Annotated in this window: 22 protein-coding genes; 4 read left to right on the top strand and 18 right to left on the bottom strand. The window is 60.8% G+C overall.

The annotated features are described in order from the left end of the window. Positions 1-20 precede the first annotated feature (20 nt). Together CRO18_RS11105 and CRO18_RS11100 are read right to left on the bottom strand one after the other, a co-directional pair. Positions 21-848: a hypothetical protein gene (locus CRO18_RS11105; protein ID WP_097082146.1), complete on the bottom strand. Its 828-nt coding sequence runs from the start codon at positions 846-848 to the stop codon at positions 21-23. A gap of 15 nt (positions 849-863) precedes the next feature. Further along, positions 864-1,622 (bottom strand): glycosyltransferase, encoded by a 759-nt coding sequence (locus CRO18_RS11100; protein WP_143128628.1) that lies wholly within the window; start codon positions 1,620-1,622, stop codon positions 864-866. Positions 1,623-1,722: 100 nt separating this feature from the next. Between CRO18_RS11100 and neuC the strand changes: the two genes are divergently transcribed. Genes neuC through CRO18_RS11085 form a run of 3 tightly spaced genes read left to right on the top strand, consistent with a single transcriptional unit; the run spans position 1,723 to position 5,403 of the window. Then, positions 1,723-2,844, top strand: a complete 1,122-nt coding sequence (gene neuC, locus CRO18_RS11095; RefSeq protein WP_097082144.1) for a UDP-N-acetylglucosamine 2-epimerase — start codon at positions 1,723-1,725, stop codon at positions 2,842-2,844. Beyond that, positions 2,837-4,099, top strand: coding sequence for a 3-deoxy-D-manno-octulosonic acid transferase (locus CRO18_RS11090; protein WP_097082143.1), 1,263 nt, complete (start codon positions 2,837-2,839; stop codon positions 4,097-4,099). The genes neuC and CRO18_RS11090 overlap by 8 nt, the downstream gene beginning before the upstream one ends. Next, entirely contained in the window at positions 4,090-5,403 is a 1,314-nt protein-coding gene (locus CRO18_RS11085; protein WP_097082142.1) for a 3-deoxy-D-manno-octulosonic acid transferase, read from the top strand. Before CRO18_RS11090 ends, CRO18_RS11085 begins: the two co-directional genes overlap by 10 nt. Here the strand turns inward: CRO18_RS11085 and CRO18_RS11080 are convergent, their stop codons facing one another. The 12 genes from CRO18_RS11080 to ffh all read right to left on the bottom strand — a co-directional run bounded on the left by CRO18_RS11080 (position 5,404) and on the right by ffh (position 14,582). Then, a complete protein-coding gene (locus tag CRO18_RS11080) occupies positions 5,404-6,351 on the bottom strand; it encodes a Gfo/Idh/MocA family oxidoreductase (protein WP_097082141.1) in 948 nt (315 codons plus the stop codon). Then, the gene (locus CRO18_RS11075) at positions 6,345-7,130 is read right to left on the bottom strand and encodes an SDR family NAD(P)-dependent oxidoreductase (RefSeq protein ID WP_076486273.1); all 786 of its coding nucleotides are present in this window, start codon (positions 7,128-7,130) and stop codon (positions 6,345-6,347) included. Before CRO18_RS11075 ends, CRO18_RS11080 begins: the two co-directional genes overlap by 7 nt. Beyond that, a complete protein-coding gene (locus CRO18_RS11070) occupies positions 7,127-7,837 on the bottom strand; it encodes a cytidylyltransferase domain-containing protein (RefSeq protein ID WP_097082140.1) in 711 nt (236 codons plus the stop codon). The genes CRO18_RS11075 and CRO18_RS11070 overlap by 4 nt, the downstream gene beginning before the upstream one ends. Positions 7,838-8,016: 179 nt before the next feature. Then, positions 8,017-8,238: a 50S ribosomal protein L31 gene (rpmE, locus tag CRO18_RS11065; RefSeq protein ID WP_097082139.1), complete on the bottom strand. Its 222-nt coding sequence runs from the start codon at positions 8,236-8,238 to the stop codon at positions 8,017-8,019. A gap of 11 nt (positions 8,239-8,249) precedes the next feature. Then, the gene (gene rplS / locus CRO18_RS11060; protein WP_076486270.1) at positions 8,250-8,624 is read right to left on the bottom strand and encodes a 50S ribosomal protein L19; all 375 of its coding nucleotides are present in this window, start codon (positions 8,622-8,624) and stop codon (positions 8,250-8,252) included. A gap of 876 nt (positions 8,625-9,500) precedes the next feature. Then, positions 9,501-10,241 (bottom strand): tRNA (guanosine(37)-N1)-methyltransferase TrmD, encoded by a 741-nt coding sequence (gene trmD / locus CRO18_RS11055; protein ID WP_097082175.1) that lies wholly within the window; start codon positions 10,239-10,241, stop codon positions 9,501-9,503. 188 nt (positions 10,242-10,429) lie between these two features. Further along, complete coding sequence (locus CRO18_RS11050) at positions 10,430-11,248, bottom strand: hypothetical protein (protein ID WP_097082138.1); 819 nt, start codon at positions 11,246-11,248, stop codon at positions 10,430-10,432. After that, on the bottom strand, positions 11,248-11,757 hold the full coding sequence (rimM, locus tag CRO18_RS11045; protein ID WP_076486268.1) for a ribosome maturation factor RimM: 510 nt from the start codon (positions 11,755-11,757) through the stop codon (positions 11,248-11,250). Before rimM ends, CRO18_RS11050 begins: the two co-directional genes overlap by 1 nt. 75 nt (positions 11,758-11,832) lie before the next feature. After that, positions 11,833-12,186, bottom strand: coding sequence for a 30S ribosomal protein S16 (gene rpsP / locus CRO18_RS11040; RefSeq protein WP_076486267.1), 354 nt, complete (start codon positions 12,184-12,186; stop codon positions 11,833-11,835). A 44-nt stretch (positions 12,187-12,230) separates the two neighbouring features. Next, positions 12,231-12,527 (bottom strand): chorismate mutase, encoded by a 297-nt coding sequence (locus CRO18_RS11035; protein WP_076486266.1) that lies wholly within the window; start codon positions 12,525-12,527, stop codon positions 12,231-12,233. Further along, positions 12,524-13,063, bottom strand: a complete 540-nt coding sequence (locus CRO18_RS11030; RefSeq protein ID WP_076486265.1) for a GNAT family N-acetyltransferase — start codon at positions 13,061-13,063, stop codon at positions 12,524-12,526. The genes CRO18_RS11035 and CRO18_RS11030 overlap by 4 nt, the downstream gene beginning before the upstream one ends. 1 nt (position 13,064) lies before the next feature. Next, positions 13,065-14,582, bottom strand: coding sequence for a signal recognition particle protein (ffh, locus tag CRO18_RS11025; protein WP_097082137.1), 1,518 nt, complete (start codon positions 14,580-14,582; stop codon positions 13,065-13,067). Positions 14,583-14,855: 273 nt separating this feature from the next. On the opposite strand from ffh, the gene CRO18_RS11020 reads away from it, so the two are divergent. Next, on the top strand, positions 14,856-15,740 hold the full coding sequence (locus CRO18_RS11020; RefSeq protein ID WP_097082136.1) for a LysR family transcriptional regulator: 885 nt from the start codon (positions 14,856-14,858) through the stop codon (positions 15,738-15,740). Here the strand turns inward: CRO18_RS11020 and CRO18_RS11015 are convergent. Genes CRO18_RS11015 through CRO18_RS11000 form a run of 4 tightly spaced genes read right to left on the bottom strand, consistent with a single transcriptional unit; the run spans position 15,737 to position 20,591 of the window. Further along, complete coding sequence (locus tag CRO18_RS11015) at positions 15,737-16,933, bottom strand: OpgC family protein (RefSeq protein ID WP_170952639.1); 1,197 nt, start codon at positions 16,931-16,933, stop codon at positions 15,737-15,739. The two genes, CRO18_RS11020 and CRO18_RS11015, sit on opposite strands and share 4 nt — an antisense overlap. Further along, the gene (gene mdoH / locus CRO18_RS11010; RefSeq protein ID WP_097082135.1) at positions 16,926-18,731 is read right to left on the bottom strand and encodes a glucans biosynthesis glucosyltransferase MdoH; all 1,806 of its coding nucleotides are present in this window, start codon (positions 18,729-18,731) and stop codon (positions 16,926-16,928) included. The genes CRO18_RS11015 and mdoH overlap by 8 nt, the downstream gene beginning before the upstream one ends. Positions 18,732-18,735: 4 nt before the next feature. Further along, positions 18,736-18,951, bottom strand: a complete 216-nt coding sequence (locus CRO18_RS11005) for a hypothetical protein (protein WP_076486260.1) — start codon at positions 18,949-18,951, stop codon at positions 18,736-18,738. Beyond that, a complete protein-coding gene (locus tag CRO18_RS11000; protein WP_097082134.1) occupies positions 18,948-20,591 on the bottom strand; it encodes a glucan biosynthesis protein in 1,644 nt (547 codons plus the stop codon). Before CRO18_RS11000 ends, CRO18_RS11005 begins: the two co-directional genes overlap by 4 nt. Positions 20,592-20,848 lie beyond the last annotated feature (257 nt).

The following is a 20,848-nucleotide window of genomic DNA, read 5'->3' as shown; positions in this document are numbered from 1 at the left end:
TTAAGGCGGTGGCGAGGGACTTACGCCGCCGCCCCACCCCAAATTCCGCATGTCTCCCGGAAATATCGGATACACGCCCGGTTCGCTTCGATCCGGTTGTGGCCTTGGTAGACAAAGTTGCGCAAAGCCGCGCCCTTCACCTCATTTGAATTGCCTTTTGAGCGCACCTTATCCTCAAGATTCAACCAGATCGGCACGCCTTTGCGCTCCAAACAGCCCGACAACCAGACATCGTCCACGGTCCACAACACATCTGGGATGTCATAGGCAAACGCATCGAAGAACTCTGGCCGAACCAAGACACCGCCCCAGCCCTCCAGAATATCGACATAGCCCGCGGACACCGCCTTTGAAGGCTTCCACCTCCCGAACGACGCGGCACGCCGCAAGCGATACCCAAGGTTTTTCTCGCGGAACTTTGCTTGCGGGTCGCGCTTTGAAACCCAGCCATCCCCAGCGTAATGCGGCATCGCAAGATGCCCGGCTTCTTCGCAAATCGCATGATCAGGGCGCATTCGCGCCGCATCAACAAAGCGCTGCGCCCAGCCGCGGTCATAGACTTTGTCATCATCGCAAAACAGGATCATCACATCCTGATCGCGGTATTCCTGCACTGCGGGCAAAACCTTGGTCGCGGGGCCGTAGTCTTGCTCGACCAACCGCAGGTTTACCCCCTCGGGCAGACGAGGAAGATCGCTTGGCGCATAGGAAAACCGCCGATAGCTGCGCGGAACATAGAGATTGATCGCATCAATCTGCGCACTTTGGTCCAACAGCGCCGAAAGGTTCTCCGCAACATAGGGAAAACGCGGCGGCACCGTGGTGAGAGAAAGGACGAGTCGGCTCAACAGCCCCCCCTTTTGTTAAACTGTGCCGCCATATCTGGCCCAGTATTCTGCCATCCATGGCACCTGCCCCCGGCCATAATGCGGGAAGCGGTCCCAATTGCCTTTGGGCGGATGGATCAGGTCAATCGGGCGCGGCTTGCCATGGAAGCAAAGCACTTTCAACGATGGGTGAGGCTTGGCGGGCCCCATCAAACGATCAACAAGCAAAGGCCGCCGCAAATGATATTTGTAACTCTTGATCCAATCCTGCGGCCAATACCCGATCTGGGGCACTTCGCCATGCAGGTATCGCTGCTCGATCCCGTATTTCGAAATGTAATGTTCACGGTCGGCGCGCAGCCAATCTACAAGCCAGCCCATTTTTCCGAGATCAAAGGCAAAAATCGACGACATCGTTTGCGGTGGCGCATCGCGATAGCGCCAAGGCGCAGAATCGATCGCGACCAACCCTGTTCCGTATTCAAAGAACGGGTCAAGCTCACCCCAGATAACCATGTCGAGGTCGATGAACAGGGCGCGCCCCTTAAGCCCATAAAGATCTTCGCAAAACACGCTGATCTTCGGCCAAGCGCCGCCGCGCCAATGATCCGGCGCGAGCCCGATCTCTGGAATGGGAAAAACCTCAATGTCCGCCACCAAGCCAGCGGCATCATCGGTCAGACAGACAAACCGAAACGGCCCGGTCAGATTGGCTCGGCAAGCATTGTAGAGAACATTCACATATTCCGGCCCGTACAACGTGCCCCATTTCATGCATAGAACAACACGTTCCACGGGGTTCTCCTACTTCCCTTGACTGGCCGTGGCATATATCCATTCCCCCCATCAGGCAAGCCAACGCCTGTCCTGAAGCCCGTAAGGAGACCGGCGGCCCATGACCAGATCCATCCTCTTCGTCACTGGCACCCGCGCCGATTTTGGCAAGCTTGAGCCGCTGGCCATTGCGGCCCGCGACGCCGGTTTTGACGTATCTTTCTTCGTCACCGGGATGCACATGCTCGACCTTTACGGGCTGACAAAAATCGAGGTGCGTCGTGTAACGGGCGTGGCCGTGCACGAATTTCTCAATCAGCGCATCGGCGATCCGCAAGATACCGTGCTGGCAAAAACCGTTGCAGGCTTTTCCGATTTCGTGGTCGAGCACCGTCCCGATCTGGTGGTAATCCACGGTGACCGGGTGGAGGCTTTGGCCTGCGCCTTGGTCTGTGCAATGAACTATGTCCGCTCCGCTCATATCGAGGGCGGCGAGGTCTCTGGCACGATTGATGAGATGTTCCGCCACTGCAACACCAAGCTGTCCACGCATCATTTTGTGTCGTCGGAAGAGGCGAAACGGCGCGTGTTGGTGCTGGGCGAGCCCGACGCCAATGTGCATGTAATCGGCTCGCCGGAATTGGATTTCCACGCCGGGCCTTCGGGGGTGACGCTGGATGAGGTCCGCGCCCGCTACCAAATCCCGTTTGAGGAGTTTGGCATTGCCACCTTCCACCCCGTGACCTCAGAGGTCGACACAATGGGCGCGCAAGCGCAGGGGCTGTTTGGCGCGATGGAAGCCAGCGGGCGCAATTTTGTGGTGATCGCTCCAAACAATGATCCAGGGTCAGAGGCGATCTTTGCGACGTTGGAAAAACTGCCGCGCGAGCGGTTCCGGCTCTTGCCCTCCATGCGGTTTGCGCATTTTTCTGAACTGATGAAACATGCCGCCTGCATGGTCGGAAATTCCTCCGCGGGCGTGCGCGAGGCGCCGTTTTTGGGCTTGCCCTCGCTCGATGTTGGCACACGACAAACCAACCGGGCCGAGGCGCCCTCAATCTTTAAAGCCCCTGCGCAAGACAGCGCGGCCATCGCCAATTTCTTGGCGCAGGAATGGGGCAAACGCTATCCGCGCCACACTGCCTTTGGCAGCGGGCGGGCGGCAGAATTGTTCATCGAAACGCTGAACGACGTCGCCTTTTGGGAAAGTGGGCTGCAAAAAACCTTTGCTGATCATGACTAAGGATGCGGTGATCCGCGCCGCTTATCAGGCGGCAGGCTGGGCATTGGCTCCGCTTGCGCCCGTGCTGCTGAAGCGCCGTTTGGCCAAGGGGCGCGAACTGCCAGACCGTTGGCGTGAAAAGCTGGGCCATGCGACCCTGCCCCGGCCCAAAGGGCGGCTCGTCTGGCTTCATGCGGTGGGCCTTGGCGAAACCATGGCTTTGCGTGGGCTGATTAAGGCACTGGCACAGCAAGCCCCCGATCTGGAATTTCTGATCACCTCCGGCACGCGGGGTTCGGCCGAGGTGATCGCGCGCGACATGCCGCCAAATGCCCGCCACCAGTTCCTCCCGCTCGACAGCCCACCGTTTTTGCACCGTTTCTTGCACCATTGGCAGCCCGATCTGGCAATTTGGTCCGAGCAAGACATCTGGCCCGGCGCGTTTTTTGCCACGCAGGCGCATGGCATTCCGCAAGCGCTGGTCAATGCCCGGATGGCTGCGCGCAGCTATGAAGGTCGTGCGCGACTGGGTTCGCTTTATCGTGCCGCCTTTGCCTGCCTGCGAGTGATTGATGCGCAAGACCCGACAACGGCGCATTATCTCTCGAAGCTGGGCGCGCAAGGCGTGTCGGTTTCTGGCTCGCTCAAACCCGCCGCGCCACCGCTTGGAACGGATCCGGCAGAATTGTCCAAGCTAAAAGCCGCGCTGGCGGGGCGGCGCGTATGGGTCGCGGCCTCATCACATGCGGGCGATGAGGCAGAGGCGCTGGCCGCGCTTGAAGCGACCTCGGACAGTTTGCTGATCATCGCACCGCGCTTCCTCAACCGCGCCGATGCCATCGCCGCCGATCTGCACGCCCGAAACCTTCCCTTCGCGCGCCGCTCGGCGGACGAAGTTCCCAGCCCCGAAACCCGCGTTTGGCTTGCCGATACATTGGGCGAAATGGGGCTTTGGTATCGTTTGGCCGATTGGGCGCTTGTGGGCGGCGGGTTTGATGCGATTGGCGGGCATAACCCGTGGGAAGCCGTGAATCTTGGCTGCCCGGTGCTGCATGGCCCAGATACGGCGAATTTCGCCACCGATTACGCCGCGCTGGAGGCCATAGGTGCCGCCCGGCAGGTGGCCCCCGGCACGCTGGCCAGCGCCCTGCCCGCCCCAAGCGAGGCCGCCGAGATGGCGGCAAAGGCGAAGGCGCTGGTGCAAGACGCCCAACAAAAGGTGCAGACCCTTGCCGCCCGCCTTTTGGCCCTGATGGAGGCCCAATCATGCCGCTGAAGCTGCGTTTGTTCCTTGGCCTATGGTCCGCAGTTTGGACGTTCGGCCTGCCGCTGATCTTGGCCTATCTCTTTCGGCGTGCGCGCAAAGATACGCTATATAGCGGCCATCTGGCCGAGCGTTTCGGGCGCTACAAAACCCGCGCGCCGGGGGCGGTTTGGATTCATGCGGTTTCGCTTGGCGAGTTCCGCTCTGCCGTGCCGCTCGCGCGCGCGTTTTTGGAACGTGGCGAGCGGCTGGTGATCACCTGTTTCACCCCCGCCGGGCGGCGCGAGGCGGAAAAGGTCTTTGCGCTAGAGCGCGCCGAAGGCCGCGTGCATGTGGTTTGGGTGCCGCTGGAAACCGCTTGGGCCTATCGCGGTTTCTTCCGCGCCTTTGCGCCCAAATTCGGGTTGGTGATGGAAATTGAGATCTGGCCGCGCATGGTCTTTGCGGCGCGGGCGGCGGGCGTGCCCTTGTTCATGTGCAATGCGCAATACCCGACCAAGGCGATTGCGCGTGACAACGGCGGTTTGCGGCTGCGCCAAGCGGTGATGCGCGGCTTTGCGGGCGCTTTTGTGAAATCGCAATTGCAAGCGGATCGCTTTGCCGCTGTGGGGGTGCAGAATATCGCCATCACCGGCGAATTGCGCTTTGAACAGCCGATCCCGCCTGCGCTGCTGGAGGCTGCCGCCGTGGCGCGCCCCGCGCTTGGCTTGGCAGAGCGGCGCGTGATCGCCTTTGCCTCCACCGTCGAGGGTGAGGATGAGACTTTTCTGAGCGCGATGCGCAGCCTAAGCCAAGGCGCAGACAAACCCTTCTTCATCTATGTGCCGCGCAAGCCGGAGCGGTTTGGCGATTGCGGCGCGCTGTTGGAAGCGGCCGGGTTTAGCGTCGCGCGCCGCTCTACCGCTTTGCCAAAGGTGCTGGATGGCCACGCCCAATTCACCGCCCCCACGCCGCTGCCCGATGTGCTTTTGGGCGACAGTCTAGGGGAGATGTATTTCTACCTCGCACTCGCCGATGCGGTGGTGGTGGGCGGCGGCTTTACCCCGAAAGGCGCGCATAACATCATCGAACCCTTGGCGCTAAAAAAGCCGGTGCTGACCGGGCCGGAAATTTGGACAATCGAATACCCGTTCACGGAGGCAGAGGCCGCAGGCGTGGCGCGGCGGGTGAAGGACGCGGCAGAACTGGCAAAAGCCCTTGCCGGCCCAGATCAACCAACGCCTGCGCAGATTGAGCACTTCTTTGCAGATCACGCAGGCGGGGTGGACCGGTTCTTTGCAGCGCTGCCGGGCGTGCTGGCGAACGCCCGGCGCTGATCAGCCCATATCTTGGTCGATATTGCCCTGAAAGGCGCGCTTGCCCCAAGCCTCTGACACCAAATGATCGGTCGGCAAGCATTGGCGCAGGAGCGGTGCTTGCGGGCTGATTTGAGCCCCCACGCCTTCGGTGACCAATTTCAGGAAATCGCCCATCGCGCCAAGGAACATATCATTGCGCTCAAACGGGTAGTCGCGCGTCTCAACCCCTTCGGGCGTGATATAGCTCACCGAAGGTTTGAGGAAGTCGATCTCGATATTGCGCGAAATCCCGCGCAGCCGCGCGCGGCGAATGAAAACGGGCGAGAGGTAATCCATGCTCACGCTTCCAACCGGGCCGCCGGGCGCGGCCAGTTGCAAGGTGGTTGCAAAATCGACGCCCGGAAACGCTGCATGGCCAAGACTATCCACCGCTTGCAAGGCAAGACCGGGGAACAGGGTCTGCGCAATATCCACCTCATGCGAAAGGTCCAAAAGCACCCCGCCGCCCTCGGGCAGGGCAGCGTAACTGTCGCCGAACCGCCAATTGGGCCGCCATTGCCGCACATCATGACCAATCTCAAAGGCAAAGGCGTAGATGTCGCTCAGGTCTTCTTGCCCAAGCGCCACCAGCGCCGGGTGATAGCGCATCATGAAGCCAACCATTGAGCGATCCGCCACGGGGGCAGCCGCCGCATGAATCGCGGCGAGTTCCTCTAGGCTCCAGGTCAGCGGCTTTTCTACGTAGAAAGGCAGCCCCATCTGCGCGCAAAGTGCAATCAGCGGCAGACGGATTTGTGTGGCGGTGGCAATCACCACCGCATCCAAATCTGTGCGCGCGGCAAAGGCGGTGGCGTCAAACTCCCGCCAACCGATATGCGAAACCTTGGCCCCAAGCGCGTCCAAATTCCCCGCATGGCGCCGCCCAATCGAGCCCGCGCCAATCACCGCCACATGCGGGCTTACCATGCAGAAAACCCGCCATCGACATTGAGCAATTGCCCCGTGACATAGCCCGATTGGGCCGAGCACAGGAACAACATCGCATCGGCGATTTCATCAGGCTGGGCCATCCGGCCTGCCATAATCAGCTCGCCCACGCGGCGCTGGAATTCTTCGGAATGGCCATTGAAGACCGCGCCCGGCGCGATGGTGTTGACGGTGGCTTTGCGCGGCGCCCAATAGCCCGCGAGCCACACCGTCAGCCCGTGAATGCCCGCCTTGGTGATGCCATAGGCCGAGAAATTCTTGAACGGCATGCCGTCATAAATCGGGTGATGCGCGCCGTTGAGCGCATACATCGAGGCCACGTTGATCAGCGTCGCCGGGTAGCGGCCTACAATATCGCGGTCCATCTGCCGCGCGACCATGAAAGCCCCGGTCAGGTTGGTGTGCAACGTCCGCTCAAAATCGGCCACGGTGGTATCGGCAAAGTCGGGGAAGCTTTTGCCTGCGCCCATCAGCATCTCGCCGGTGATCGCAGCATTGTTGAGCACGACATTCGGCTCCCAACCGTCTTTCATCACGCGCTGAAAAATCTCGGTGACCTGATCTTCCTCGCCCACATCCAGCTCATAAAAGCGGAAGTTCTCATTGCCTTCATGCGCGGCTTGCAAAGCCTCGGCCCGGTGGCCCGGCAGGTCGGTTGCCACAACGCGCGCGCCCTCGGCCAGCATTCGGCGCACATAGGTGGAGCCCAGAACCCCGCCCGAGCCAGTGATAAAGATGGTGCGGTCTTGCAGGGTCATTGCGTGGCCTCCGGGCTATGACGCTCCGCCATGAGCATCTCGACAAGTTTGAAATCAAGCGGGCTATCAATATCCAAGCAACGCTCGGCGGGCATCTCAAAGGGGATCACCCGGCCCTCATAGATCGTTTTCGCGCGGCGCAGATAGTCGGGATCAAGCACATAGGTCGAAGCCGCATGCTCCCAAACCTTCGGCGCAGTTTGGCGCGACCAAACCCCCCCGGGCAGTGGCTTCGAGACATGCAGCGCCCCGGTTTCATCGGCCTCAACAAGGTTGAAATAGGGGTTCTTGCGCGCCTCGCAGACGCTCATCACCATGTCGGGCTTTTGCGACTGAAAAAGCGCGATGGCATTGGTGAGATCCTCTGCCAGCCGCAGGGGCGCGGTGCAATCAAGGTCGACAAAAGCGGTCACGGGCTGACCGAGCTTTTCTTGCGCCGCATCCAGCGCATGCTGCCACACGCCCCATTTGGGCGCGGTATCGGTCGCCAGATGCGCAGGCCGCAAGCCGATATCCAGCGCGCCCTTGGCCACCGCATGGTCATAAATCCGCTCATCATCGGTCGAAACCACAACCGCGCCAATCTGATCGCTTTCAAACAACAAATCCAAAGACCAGTCGATCAAGGGCTTGCCTGCGATCATGCGGAAGTTTTTGCCGGGCACACCTTTGGAGCCTTTGCGCGCCCCGATATGGCCAAGGATCATCTTGGCATCTCCTCTGCTCTGGCCAAGGCCCGCAAGCCCCAGCGCTCGCCCTGTTATAGGCGCGCGGACAATGGGACGGAAGGGGCCAACAACGCCCCAAAAACGCTGCGGAACACCAAGCTAATACGAAAAAGGGCGCCCAAAGGCGCCCTTTCCAAAACCACGCTGGGTCAACAGGCTTAGAAGCCCAGACCGGCGTATTTGTTTTTGAACTTCGACACGCGGCCACCGGTGTCCATCAGTTTGGCCGAGCCACCGGTCCAGGCCGGGTGCGCCAGCGGGTCGATATCCAGCGCCATCACGTCGCCTTCTTTGCCCCAGGTCGACTTGGTCTGGTATTCGGTGCCGTCGGTCATTTTGACGGTGATGAAGTGGTAATCGGGATGGGTATCGGCTTTCATCGATCCACTCCTTACTCGGCTTTGGGTTTGTAGTTGGTGACTTCGGCGATACGGGCCGATTTGCCGCGACGCGAGCGCAGGTAGTAAAGTTTCGCGCGACGCACACGACCACGACGCACCACGGTGATGCTGTCGATGTTGGTCGAGTAGAGCGGGAACACACGTTCCACGCCTTCGCCGAACGAGATTTTGCGCACGGTGAACGAAGCCGCGATGGTCGCGCCGCCTTTGCGAGCGATGCAGACGCCTTCATACATCTGCACACGCGAACGGGTGCCTTCAGTCACTTTGTAGCCAACGCGCACGGTGTCGCCAGCTTTGAAATCGGGAATGTCTTTGCCGAGGGCGGCGATTTGTTCCGCCTCGAGTTGCGCGATCAGGTTCATCGCAGGTCCTTTCGTTGCTTGCGGTTTGTTCCGCAAAGGTGTCGCCGCCCGAGAGCTCCGGTCTTCGCTCGGGTCCGCAACTGCTGTGCAGCGCGCCCGCCGGAGGATCGTTCGTCTTTTGCCAGCCTTTGGTTTGCACCCCACGCAACCCCCGAAGCAGGGGGCCACAGGCACAGACAAAGGGTCCGGGGACCGATTCCGGCCCAGACCCGCGCGAGTTACGCGAGAACGGGCCGTGAATCAAGGGGGAAGTGGGCTTTGCGCGTAATGCTAAGAAACGGGGCGCCGCGCCTTAAACCCGGCCCCACGTCACGCGCGGGACCGGGTCCTTACATCAATTGCAGTTACCGTAACCGACCCGGTAGCAATAGGCCGGACCTCCGTTTGACGGTTTGCAAGCAGACATCCCGTCGGTGCAGACGAGCCCAGCGGTGCAGGTTGCGAAGCCCAACCGATAACACCCCCCGGGACCATAGCTGCCGGGCGCACAATAATTTAGGCCCGACGAGCAACTTGACTGCGCCAAACGCAAAGGCTGTGTGCCCTCTGCCCAAGCGCCAGTTCCAACAACAGCAATCGTCAACGCAACAAGAGGCATTTTGATATTCAGCATTTCAATCTCCCCCCAAATACGCAGGCTTTGGACGCCTGCGTTTCAGATGGGCCGCCAGCAGCCCACAAAAAGTGTGAACCTCTTGTGACAATTCCAAAGTGACGCGCGTCACTTTTTGTCGCGGTGCTTTAGAGGGCGGAACGGGGTGAAAAAATCAGCCCCGCCGTTCGGTTACCGAAGACATTCTCGCTACGGGCGAAAGTGCGCCTCAGTTTTCACCGCCGCCAAATTGTGGATCAATGCGTAAAAGCCGAAAATGCGGCTTAGCCCTTTGGCGCGTCGCAAAAGCGCTCCCACAAATCCGGGCGCCGCTCTCGCGTAAGCGCCTCGCTCATTTCCCGCCGCCACGCGGCAATCTTTTTGTGATTGCCCGAGGTCAGCACCTCGGGGATCGTGCGGCCCTGCCACTCCGCCGGGCGGGTGTATTGCGGGTGCTCCAAAAGCCCGTTCGAATGGCTTTCCTCGGTCGCGCTTTCGGCATTGCCCAGCACGCCGTCGCGCAGCCGCACCGTGGCATCAATCACCACCTGCGCGGCCAACTCGCCGCCCGTCAGAACAAAATCCCCAATCGAGACTTCTTCGACGCCATAAGCCTCCAACACCCGCTCATCGACGCCCTCAAACCGGCCACATAGAATGGTCATGCCCTGCGCGGCGGCAAAGCGGCGCGCATCGGCTTGAGTGAAGGGTTTGCCGCGCGGCGACATATAGACCACGGGCCAGTCTTCACGGCTTGGGGGCGCACCAAGCGCGGCCTCGTCCAGCGCCGCGGCCACCACATCGGCGCGCAGCACCATGCCCGCACCGCCCCCGGCGGGCGTATCATCGACATTGCGGTGCTTGCCAATGCCAAAGGGGCGCAGATCAATCGTTTCAAGCGCCCAAAGACCCGTATCAAGCGCCTTGCCCGTCAGGCTCAGCCCCAAGACACCGGGGAAAGATTCCGGGAACAGCGTCACGATTTTGGCGCGCCACGCGGCGGGGGCCTGTGCGGTTTCCTCCATCAGATCGCGCGGGCGCAGCTTGCCCGACAGCGAGGTGATGACCGAGCGCGTCCCATGCGAGCGCAGCGGCCCAGCTTCCGGGGGAGGCTCGGGCACCGCCTCGGCTTGGAAACCAAAGGTCGAAAGCTTCACCGCCCCTTTGCGCGGAGCGGGCGCTTTATCTGTGTCTTTCGGATCATCGGGCGTGCTCATGGCACCTCCTCATCGGGATAGGCGTCTTGCATCCCGGCTTGAAACAGCACCGCGCGTTTGGCGGCGGTTCGCTCTTCACGCGCCATGCCGGACCGGTTGAGCGCGATGAACCTTTCACTCACCGCAAGCGGTGGGGCGACGTTGTTACGTTCAACCGTAACAAATTGATCTTCAATATGCTTCGGTAGATTCAGAAAATCCATAAACGGCTGGCCCGCACCAAAGCGCATCGCATCGAAGCTTGCCACATCATGGGTGACCAGCGCCACATTGGGCAAGCCCGCGCTAATTTCGGCGAGCTGCGCCTCAAGCGAAACGGGCGCCATCGCGGCGCGAAACGCGTCCAAATCGCGGGTGAAAGGTTTGCCGGTGGTTTTGCGCGCCTGATGCGCCCAAATACTATCGACCCAGCCCGCGCGTTCGCGGGTGGAAAGGTAAAGCGTCACCTCCACCGGCCAACCAAGCCCGGCAAAGCCATCAATCAACGCCGAAAGAATGTTCACCGCGCCGGGGTAGGCCGTATCGCGCAAGCCAAGCGGCATTCGCCCCAGCAGGTTTTCCGCGCTGATCAGCATACGCCGATTGGGATTGAGCGGCATATCCGCCAAAAACGCCCGCATCGCCCGCGTGATCTCACGCAACTCAAAGGCGCCCAGCGTCTCGGCATAGTCAAAACAGGCTTGCGACGCGTCGCGGATGCGCTTGGGCAGCACCAGCGCTGCGCGCGGCCAAATCAGTTCCCGGTTTTCATGCAAAAAGGCCTGCGCAGAGGTCGTTCCGGTCTTGTGAAAGCCCGGATGCAGAAAGACCTGCATCACTCCACATCCTCGGGCGGGTCGGCAATGATCTTGCCCGCAGCAATATCCACCGTGGGCACCACGGCGCGCGTGAACGGCAGCATCAGCGTGGTTTTGCGCCCGGGCGCATAGATTTCCAAAATATCGCCAGCGCCGAAGTTTTGCACGGCCCGCACTTTGCCAATCGCCACCCCGCCGGTGTCATAGACCGCCAGGCCGATCAGATCGGTGTGGTAAAATTCATCATCGGGAAGCGAGGGCAGACGATCCCGGTCCGCCCAAAGGGTCACGCCTTTCAGCGCATCGCCCTCTTCCTTCGTGGCCACACCCGACAGGCGCGCGCCAAGCCCCCCCGTCACCGGGCGGGTCAGCTTGATGGTGAAACTGCGCGCTCCATCCTCGCTGTAAAGCGCACCGTAAGCGGCAATATCTTCCGGCTCGGTGCAAAAGCTTTTCAGCCGCACCTCACCACGGACCCCAAAGGCCCCGGCAATAGCGCCCACGCAGACACGATCCGGTTTCGACATAGCCCCTCCGCAAGCATAGGCCGGACATCGCTGCCCGGCCTCCAGTTCATAACGAAATCAGGTTCGAAGCGAACCTTATTCCTCGGCCGGCGCAGCAGCTTTCGCGGCTTTTTCTTCAGCGCGTTGTTGCGCTTTTTTGCCCGGCTCGGCTTTTTTCATGTTTTTGCGCTCGGTTTTTTCTTTCGCGCCAGCGGCTTCCAAGAAACGGGCAACGCGGTCGGTCGGTTGCGCGCCTTGGCCGAGCCAGTATTGCACGCGCTCCATGTCCATTTTCACGCGCTCTTCGCTGTCTTTCGGCAGCAGCGGGTTGTAGGTGCCCAGTTTTTCGATGAAGCGGCCGTCACGCGGCATGCGCGAGTCGGAAGCAACGATCGCGTAATGGGGGCGCTTTTTCGAGCCGCCACGGGCGAGACGGATTTTCATAGCCATGGTGTATCTCCTTCAGATGGCTGGGTGAGGGCCTGCGGTGGCCGTCATTTCTGGAATGTCTCGTGATGCCGGATCACTTCCGAGATCACGAAGGTGAGGAATTTGCGGGCAAAAGCCGGATCAAGATCCGCGTCTTTGGCCAGTTGTTGCAGACGTTCGATCTGCTTGGATTCGCGCGCCGGGTCGGACGGCGGCAGCGCATGTTCGGCTTTCAGTTTGCCCACCGCTTGAGTTTGCTTGAACCGCTCGGCCAGCGTGTAGACAAGGATCGCGTCGAGCCGGTCAATCGAATTGCGATGCTCGGCCAAAAGCGCGGCCGCGCGGGTGATATCATCGCTCATGCGAGATCCTCCGGTTTCGGATGGCGGTAGACGCGGGCTTCCTTTTCACCCGGAAACGGCTTGGCATTCGGGTCATACACAGCCCCCAGCCGTTCCGCCAAAGCGATGGAGCGGGCATTCTCGGGCGCGATATAGCTCACCGCCGTTTTCCATTTGAGGGTGCGATAGGCATGGTTGATGGCGGCGCGCGCGGCCTCGGCCATCAGGCCCCGCCCCTCGTGCCGTTCGCTCCAGCAGGTCCAGCCAATTTCATATTCGGGCCAGTTGATCGGCGCCCAAGGGCCCGTCATGCCCAAGGCGGCATCGCTGTCTTTCGTCGTGATGACAAAGCTGCCCCAGCCGCGCATTACCCAATGGCCGATCACCGCCGCCCAAGCCCGCCATGCGATGGCCTCGTCCACAGTGTCGGTGGAGCGGATGAACCGGCCCCGGTCAGACAGCATGAAGTCACACCACGCCGGAAAGTCGCGCGCCGCGGGGGCACGCAATACGAGACGTTCCGTCTCCAAAACCGGGGTGGGCGACAGCGCAACCATGTTACTTCTTCTTGCCCATGGTCAGACCGGCGAGACCCGGCGGCAGCTTCACACCGCCCAAATTGCCCATGCCGGGCATCGCGCCGGGCAGGCCCTTCATTTGGCCCATCGCCTTGGTGGCTTCTTCCATTTTCGCGGGATCAAGCTCGCCTTGCTCCGGCAGGCCACCGAATTTGCCCTGCATCGCGGCCATTGCTTGTTTCAGCATGCCGCCCTTCATCTTGCCGAGCTTTTTCATTGTATCGGCCATTTGCCGATGCATTTTCAAAAGCTTGTTCAGGTCAGCCACATCCAAACCAGAGCCCGCCGCGATCCGGCGTTTGCGGCTGGCTTGCAGCATTTCGGGCCGCGCACGCTCTTGCTTGGTCATCGAGTTGATCATCGCAATCTGGCGGCGGATGGTGCGGTCGTCAAAGCCCGCATCCTCGGCTTGTTTGGCCATTTTGCCCATGCCGGGCATCATGCTCATCACGCCTTGCATACCGCCCATCTTGAGCATTTGCTCCAGCTGGGACTTCATGTCGTTCATGTTGAACAGGCCCTTTTGGAAGCGCTTGACCATGCGCTCCGCCTGTTCTTTTTCAAAGACTTCCTGTGCCCGCTCGACCAGCGCGACGATGTCGCCCATGCCAAGGATGCGGCCCGCGATCCGCTCGGCCTCGAAGGTCTCAAGCGCATCCATCTTTTCGCCAAGACCCACAAAACGAATCGGCTTGCCGGTGGTCGCGCGCATCGACAGCGCCGCACCGCCACGGCCATCGCCATCCATCCGGGTCAGCACAACGCCGGAAACGCCGATCTTGTCGTCAAATTCCTGCGCCACTTCCACGGCGACTTGGCCAGTCAAGCCATCAACGACCAGCAGCGTTTCGCGCGGGTTCACCGCATCGCGAACGTCTTGCACCTCGCCCATCAACACATCGTCGATTTGCAGACGGCCCGCGGTATCGAGCAGGTAAACATCGTAACCGCCAAGCGAGGCTTGTTGCTTCGCCCGTTTGGCAATTTGCACCGCGCTTTCGCCTGCCACGATCGGCAGCGTATCGACGCCAATCTGGGTGCCCAGAATCGCCAACTGCTCCATCGCCGCCGGGCGATAAATGTCGAGCGAGGCCATCAGAACGCGCTTCTTCTCGCGCTCTTTCAGACGCCGCGCCAGTTTCGCGGTGGTGGTGGTTTTACCGCCGCCTTGCAGACCGACCATCAAGATCGGCGCGGGCGGGTTATCAATTTTCAGCGCATCGGCCGGATCGTCGCCCGCCAGCATGGCGACCAGTTCGTCATGCACAATCTTCACGACCTGCTGGCCGGGGCTGATCGATTTCGTGACTTGCGCGCCCGTGGCTTTGACTTCGACCTTTTTCACGAACTCGCGCACCACGGGCAGCGAGACGTCGGCCTCAAGCAAAGCGGTGCGCACTTCGCGCATCGCCACTTTCACATCTTCAGCCGTCAGCGCGCCCTGTTTGGTCAGCCGCTCGAACACCCCACCAAGGCGATCGGAAAGAGACTCGAACATCGTGCCCTCCTGCGCCGCAGTTGCGGCCTAAAAAACGTCAAACGCACCAGTGGGCGCAACGCGCTGACTGGTGGCGATCCCCGCCCATGCGGGGACCGGAGGTTTCGTCCTCCGGGGAATCTGGTGTCGCTTAAGCGAAATGTGGGTTCGAGTCAATCACAGCCCCTGCGCTGTGGCAAAAGCAGACCGGTTTGCCCGGGCGCGGCACTGCACCACCTTGCATTCAGGAACGAAATGCGAAATGTAGGGCCAAATACGTTCATAGGTGCACAAATGCGCTTCGAAAACTGGGATGAGATCCGCACTGCTTATCAGGTGGCGCGCGTGGGAACCGTTTCAGGGGCAGCCGAAGTTCTGGGCGTGCACCATGCCACGGTGATCCGCCATGTAGACGCGCTTGAGGGGCGTCTGGGCACCAAACTCTTCCAACGCCATCCGCGCGGCTACACACCGACAGAGGCCGGAAGCCAGCTTTTGGCCGTGGGCCAAGCGACCGAAGATCAGTTTTCGCAATTGGCCGCGCGCATCTCTGGCGCGGGCGAGGAAATGCGTGGTGAGCTGATCATCACCTCTTTGCCGGTGCTGGGTGGTCTCGTGATGCCTGCCATGGCAGACCTAATGCACCAACACCCGGCCTTGGTGCTGCGCTATATCACCGACCAACGGGTGTTTCGGCTCGAATATGGTGAAGCGCATGTGGCCATTCGCGCGGGCGCGCGCCCGACAGAGCCCGATAACGTCGTAAGCCAGTTGGGTATCAACCGCACCGCGCTTTATGCCTCGCACGCCTATCTGGAACGCTATGGCCGCCCAAAAGGGCTTGATGATCTTTCGGGACATCGCTTCATTGGCCCCGATACACGCGACAGCCGCGCGCCCTTCTTCCGCTGGCTTGCGCAAACGCAACCCACAGAATCGGTGGTGTTCATGGCGAACGAGATCGCCTCGCAGTTCACGGCTGTGGTGGCGGGTTTGGGGCTTGGCTTCTTGCCGGTGCTGCAAGCACAAGACGATCCGCGCTTGGTCGAAGTGGTGCCACCGCAACCCGAATGGGACAGCCCGTTTTGGCTGGTGACGCATGTGGACTTGCACCGCACCCCCAAAGTGCAAGCGGCGCTCAAAGCCTTGCGCGCCGCCGCTGGCAAACTCGAGATTTAACTTTGCGCCTGTGACTGCCCCGCCTGCGGCACGGGCTGCGGGCGGTTGGGATGCGGCTTGATATATTCGCGTATCGCCGCGAAGGCCCATTGAATGGCAAGCCCGCCAAAGATCAGCGCGCTGTCTTGCGCAAAGCCACCCGCCTCGTTTGAGACCTTCACCGCTTGGCTAAAGATCGCCAGCACCGTGCCCAGCGCAAACACCTGCAAACCCTGCTTGCCAAGGGTGCGAATGGGCTTGGTCCAGCGCGACGCCGCGATCTGCGGCACCAACCAAGGCAGCGACAGAATATAGGCCAGCCCCAAGAAATGCAGCAGGCGGGGCACGCCGACAAAGGTCTTGTCGGAGTTCACAAGGAAAAACGGCACCCCCCATTGGCGCAACTGCCACATCGCGTGGCCAACGTTTTTCAGCAGCACATCCATATGCACCCAAGCAAAGGCAAAGATCAGCCAAGCAAAAACCGGCCAGATCAGCCAATGCGTCACCGGCACCAGCCGCTTACCGTTGCGCAAGGCAAGCCCGGTCAAAATGCCAAGGCTGAACAAGAGCTGCCAAGCAAAGGGGTTGAAGAACCACCCGCCCTTATAGGGGAAGTTGGGCGGATCGAGCCGGGTGAGCCCCGTAAGCACCCAAAACCCAACGGTAAAGGCGAAAAGCCCCCACATTGAGCGTTGTCCAAGCCGTATCAGGAACGGCGCCCCCAAAAGCATCACCGCATACATCGGCAAAATATTCACATAGCCAAGTTGGTGGCCCAGCGTGGCGATACCCACCAAAAACTCAAGCGGCGTCTCCAACAGCGGGCCAAAGGCATTGCGCTCCAACATCGCCTCGCCGCCGAACCAGAGCGTGGCACTGGCCGCAATGGCAATCGCCCAGACCGTGGTCAGGATATGCACCATATAGAGCAGCCATGCCCGGCCCCAAACCTTGCGAATGCCCGGCCAGTTGAGCCCGTCTTTCAGCTTTGGCCCATAGGCGAGCGCCGCCGCACAGCCCGACATAAAGACAAACGCCTCTGCCGCATCCGAAGGGCCAAGGTTGCGCGAAGTGAAATGCTCGTAAAAGTTTCCCGGGATGTGGTTGATGTAAATCATCACCAAACTCAGCCCCCGGAAGAAATCCAGACGCGGATCACGAGCCCCTGCCGGCAAACCGGCAGGCTGCGAAAACTTGGGGGCGTTAGCCATTCTGTGCGACACTTCCCTGAGAAATCTGGCCGGAGGCATCCGCCTCGGCGCGTTCGGCATCAAGCGCCCAACGATCGAGCACCGCATCATGCAGCGCCACAACGGCGGGCTTGGCATATTCGGCAGGCACCCCCATCAGCCGCGACCGCGAAGGCCGCGACGACCAGACAAGGATCAGCGGCGCCAACACCATCGGCACGCCGACGGGAAGCAGCCACAAGAACAGACCGGGGGCAAAGGTCCATGTCGCCATCAGCCCAATCAGGCCAATGGTCACAATCCAATGCGAAGCGGCGAAGCTGTCTTTTAGGCTCAGCGTGCCATCGCCGCGGTTGTTAGTGGGCCAGCCCCCATCCCGCCCCAACAGCACCTGCAACACCGAACGTGTGGAATACATCAACAAAACCGGTGCAGTAAGCGATGACAGCAGCAGTTCCGCGAAGGTGGAGGCAAAGGCAATGGCCGCGCCGCCAAACCGACTCGCCTCACCGCTCAGCGCAGCCCGCGCCGCAATCAAAATCTTCGGCAAAAGCAGCAGCCCGAAAATGCCAATCGCCAGCCCAATCGCCTTAGAGGCGGCCGAGGGCGGAAAATAGGGGATCGGCCAATCGGGAATCGGGAAGTAATCAGGCTTCGGCGCCAAAAGCGGGGCCGCGATCGACGCCAGAATGAAGCCAAGCCAAAACAGCGGCGCGATATAGGCCATGATCCCTTGGGCAAAGACAAAACGCGACCAAGGTTTCAACCCCGGCGCGCCAATGATCCGACCATGTTGCAAGTTGCCTTGGCACCAACGCCGGTCGCGCTTGGCGTGATCGACGATATTTTCCGGGCCTTCCTCATAGCTGCCCCCCAGATCGTCATCGAGCCGGACGATCCAATCCGCGCGCGCCAAGAGCGCGGCTTCCACGTAATCATGGCTGAGCACATGGCCACCAAAGGGCGGCTTGCCCTTCAGCGCGGGCAGGCCGCAGCTTTCGGCAAAGGCGCGCACACGGACAATCGCGTTATGGCCCCAAAATGGCCCGGTATCGCCCTGCATCATCGCAAGGCCACGCGCGAAGATCGGCGAAAAGAAGGCGGCCGAGAACTGCATTGCTCGACCAAACCGCGACCGCGCGCGAATGACTTTGGGCAGAGTTTGCAACAGCCCCAAGCGCGACTCCGCCTCAATCCGGCGGATCATCTGCAAGATGGTGTGGCCTTCCATCAGGCTGTCGGCATCCAAGATCACCGCGTAATCATAGGCGGCGCCAGAGCGGGTGATGAAATCCTCGATGTTGCCCGCTTTTTTGCCCGTGTTTTGTTCTCGGCGACGATAGAAGAACCGCCCGACCCCGTTCCGCTCTGCCACCAATTGCGCGAAAACCTGCTTTTCGCGCGCGGCGATCAGATCATTGCGGGTGTCAGACAAAATGGCAAAATGCACCTCAGCCGGGTCACCCGTGGCAGCAAGAGAGGCATCCATTGCCGCGATCCGCGCAAAGGTGACCAGCGGGTCTTCGTTGTAGACCGGCACCAAAACCACGGTGCGGCCCCGAATGGGGCCATGCGGATCATAGGCGGGCGGCCGGGCAGCAGAGGTCAGGCCGATCAGCGCCTGCACCGCCCCCCAAGCCAACCAAAGCGTCGAGATCAAGATCAACAGCGCCCGTGCAATATCGAGCGTATCGATCCCATCGGCTGCGCCAAACTGCAAAAACAGCACAAAAGCGCCGCCCCCGGCCACAAGGCTCAGGGTTAGCGCTAAGGCGCGCAGAGCATAAAGCCCCACGCGAGATATCAGGCGCGATGCCATCAGGTTACAGACCGGGGCCCGGAGAGGGCGCGGCTTGCGGATGCAGGCTGGCCAGCAAACGCCGGAAGAAACCAAGCTCGTGCTCGATTGTTTGCGGCGGCATGGCAAGGGGCGCTGTGGGCAAGGCACAAGGCCCGGCGATCAGCGCATCGGCAGTCAGGGCTTCGCCCGAGACGTGTTCGGACGCAAGCGCAGTGATATGGGGGGTATGCGCACTCATGCGTGGATCCATTGATAAAGCCAGGTTTCGGTCAGCTTGCGACCATAACCCGCGATATGGGCAGCCAGTTCCACCGTATCGCCCCGCGTGGGCCGAACATCGAGCACAAGCCGCCAGATGCCATCGGTGGTATTCCGAGAGAGTACTTTGGTAACAATTTCACCATTCCAAGCACTTGCATTGATTGTCAGGTCCTTGGCGGCATCGTGCGGCAGGGCGTCCATCAGTCCGCCCACAAAGTCTATCACGAATTTGCGGGTGCCGTCGGTGTTCTCCACGCCCGAAACCCCGCCTTCGCCCGCGCGGGTTTCTTTGACATGGGCACGTTCATCCGCCGGATCGAATTCAAGATCGCCCCAGCGCAGCCGATACGAAAACTCGCGGCTTTCGCCTGCTTTCGCCTCGGTTTCGGGGATCCAGAAGGCAACGATATTGTCGTTCACTTCCAGATCGGAGGGGATCTCGACCAAGCGGATCACGCCCTTACCCCAATCGCCGATGGGTTCCACCACGCAAGAGGGGCGCTTTTCATAATGCGCCGCATCGTCTTGGTAATGGTCGAACTCACGGTCGCGTTGGTAAAGCCCAAAGGACTGCGGCGCCGTTTCCGAGAAATAAGACGAGGCGAGCCGCGGCGGGTTCGCGAGCGGACGCCACAGCAGATCGCCATCCGCGCGCACAATCCCCAGCCCATCGCTGTCATGCACATTGGGGCGGAAATCGTCAAAATCCGCCCGGTTGCGTTCCGCAAAAAGGAACATCGAGGTCAGCGGCGCGATGCCCAATTGCTGCACATCAGCGCGGAAGAAGAGCCGCGCGGTCACCTCCATCACCGTTTCAAAGCCCGGCGTGATGGTGAATTTATACGCCCCGGTCAGCGATTGGCTTTCAAGCGCCGCCCAGATCGTGATCACTTCCGATCCGGGTTCGGGACGCTGAATCCAGAACCGGGTAAAGCGCGGGAATTCCTCGGCCACCGAAAGGCCCGTATTGACCGCCAGACCGCGCGCCGAAAGCCCATAGGCCGAATTGCGCCCCAAAGCGCGGAAGTAGGACGCGCCTTGGAAAGCCACCAATTCATCAAAAAGATCGGGGCGGTTGAGCGGCGTGTGCAACCGGAAGCCCGCCACACCCGGCAGCGGCTCATGTTCGGGCACTTTCGCGCGGCTTTCGCGCTCATAGATGAAATCGTCGGTGTCAAAGCCCATCGGCTGGGCTTCACCGTCTTTCACCTCGTAAAGCAGCACGGGCTCTTTGAAGAGCCAGCCCAGATGGAACGCATGCAGCAAGAAGCGGCTGTTTTCGACATCAGCAAAGCGCGCGCGCTCCGGGTCGAAGCGGATCAGACGGTAATGATCATAGGTAAGATGCGACAGGAACGTGTCGGGCAAGGTCGCGGGCGGCACAGGGGCCGCAGCGGCCATCGCGCGCATCTCATCGGTGAGCATTTCAAAGCTGAACGGGCGCTGCACCGCGGCAGGCGGCGTGATCTCCGCAGGCACTTCCGGCAGCGCGGTCTCTTGCGCGTTCAGCCGCTGCGGAACAAGCCCAGCCCCGGCCAAAACCGCAGCCGAAGACAGCGACGCCAGCAAGTGGCGACGGGTCAAGCAGAGAGGGGGATTGGCATGGTCGGAAGGCATGTGTTTTCGTTCAAACTCATATAGTTCTAAAGTCCGCAAAAACGCGGCCTAATTGCTGTTTCTATAGTCATAGCGCTTAAAAACTGGCAAGAGAGATTGCGTCACACTCCCGTCAAACAAAGGGAGCTTTGCAAGTTTCGGCGCAAAGTTGCGCATCTTGGCATGTAACAGGCACGAAGTTGCGCGTTCTGCACCTGCAAAGGCCGGTTTCGCCCAATAATCAACCGTTTTCAAGCGCTGCGGCAAGCGGATTTCCG

Origin of the sequence: Rhodobacter sp. JA431 (assembly GCF_900217725.1) — a bacterium.
Classification (GTDB): domain Bacteria; phylum Pseudomonadota; class Alphaproteobacteria; order Rhodobacterales; family Rhodobacteraceae; genus Rhodobacter; species Rhodobacter aestuarii.
The sequence above is the reverse complement of the archived record's forward strand: the minus strand, read 5'-3'. Positions and strand labels throughout refer to the sequence as shown.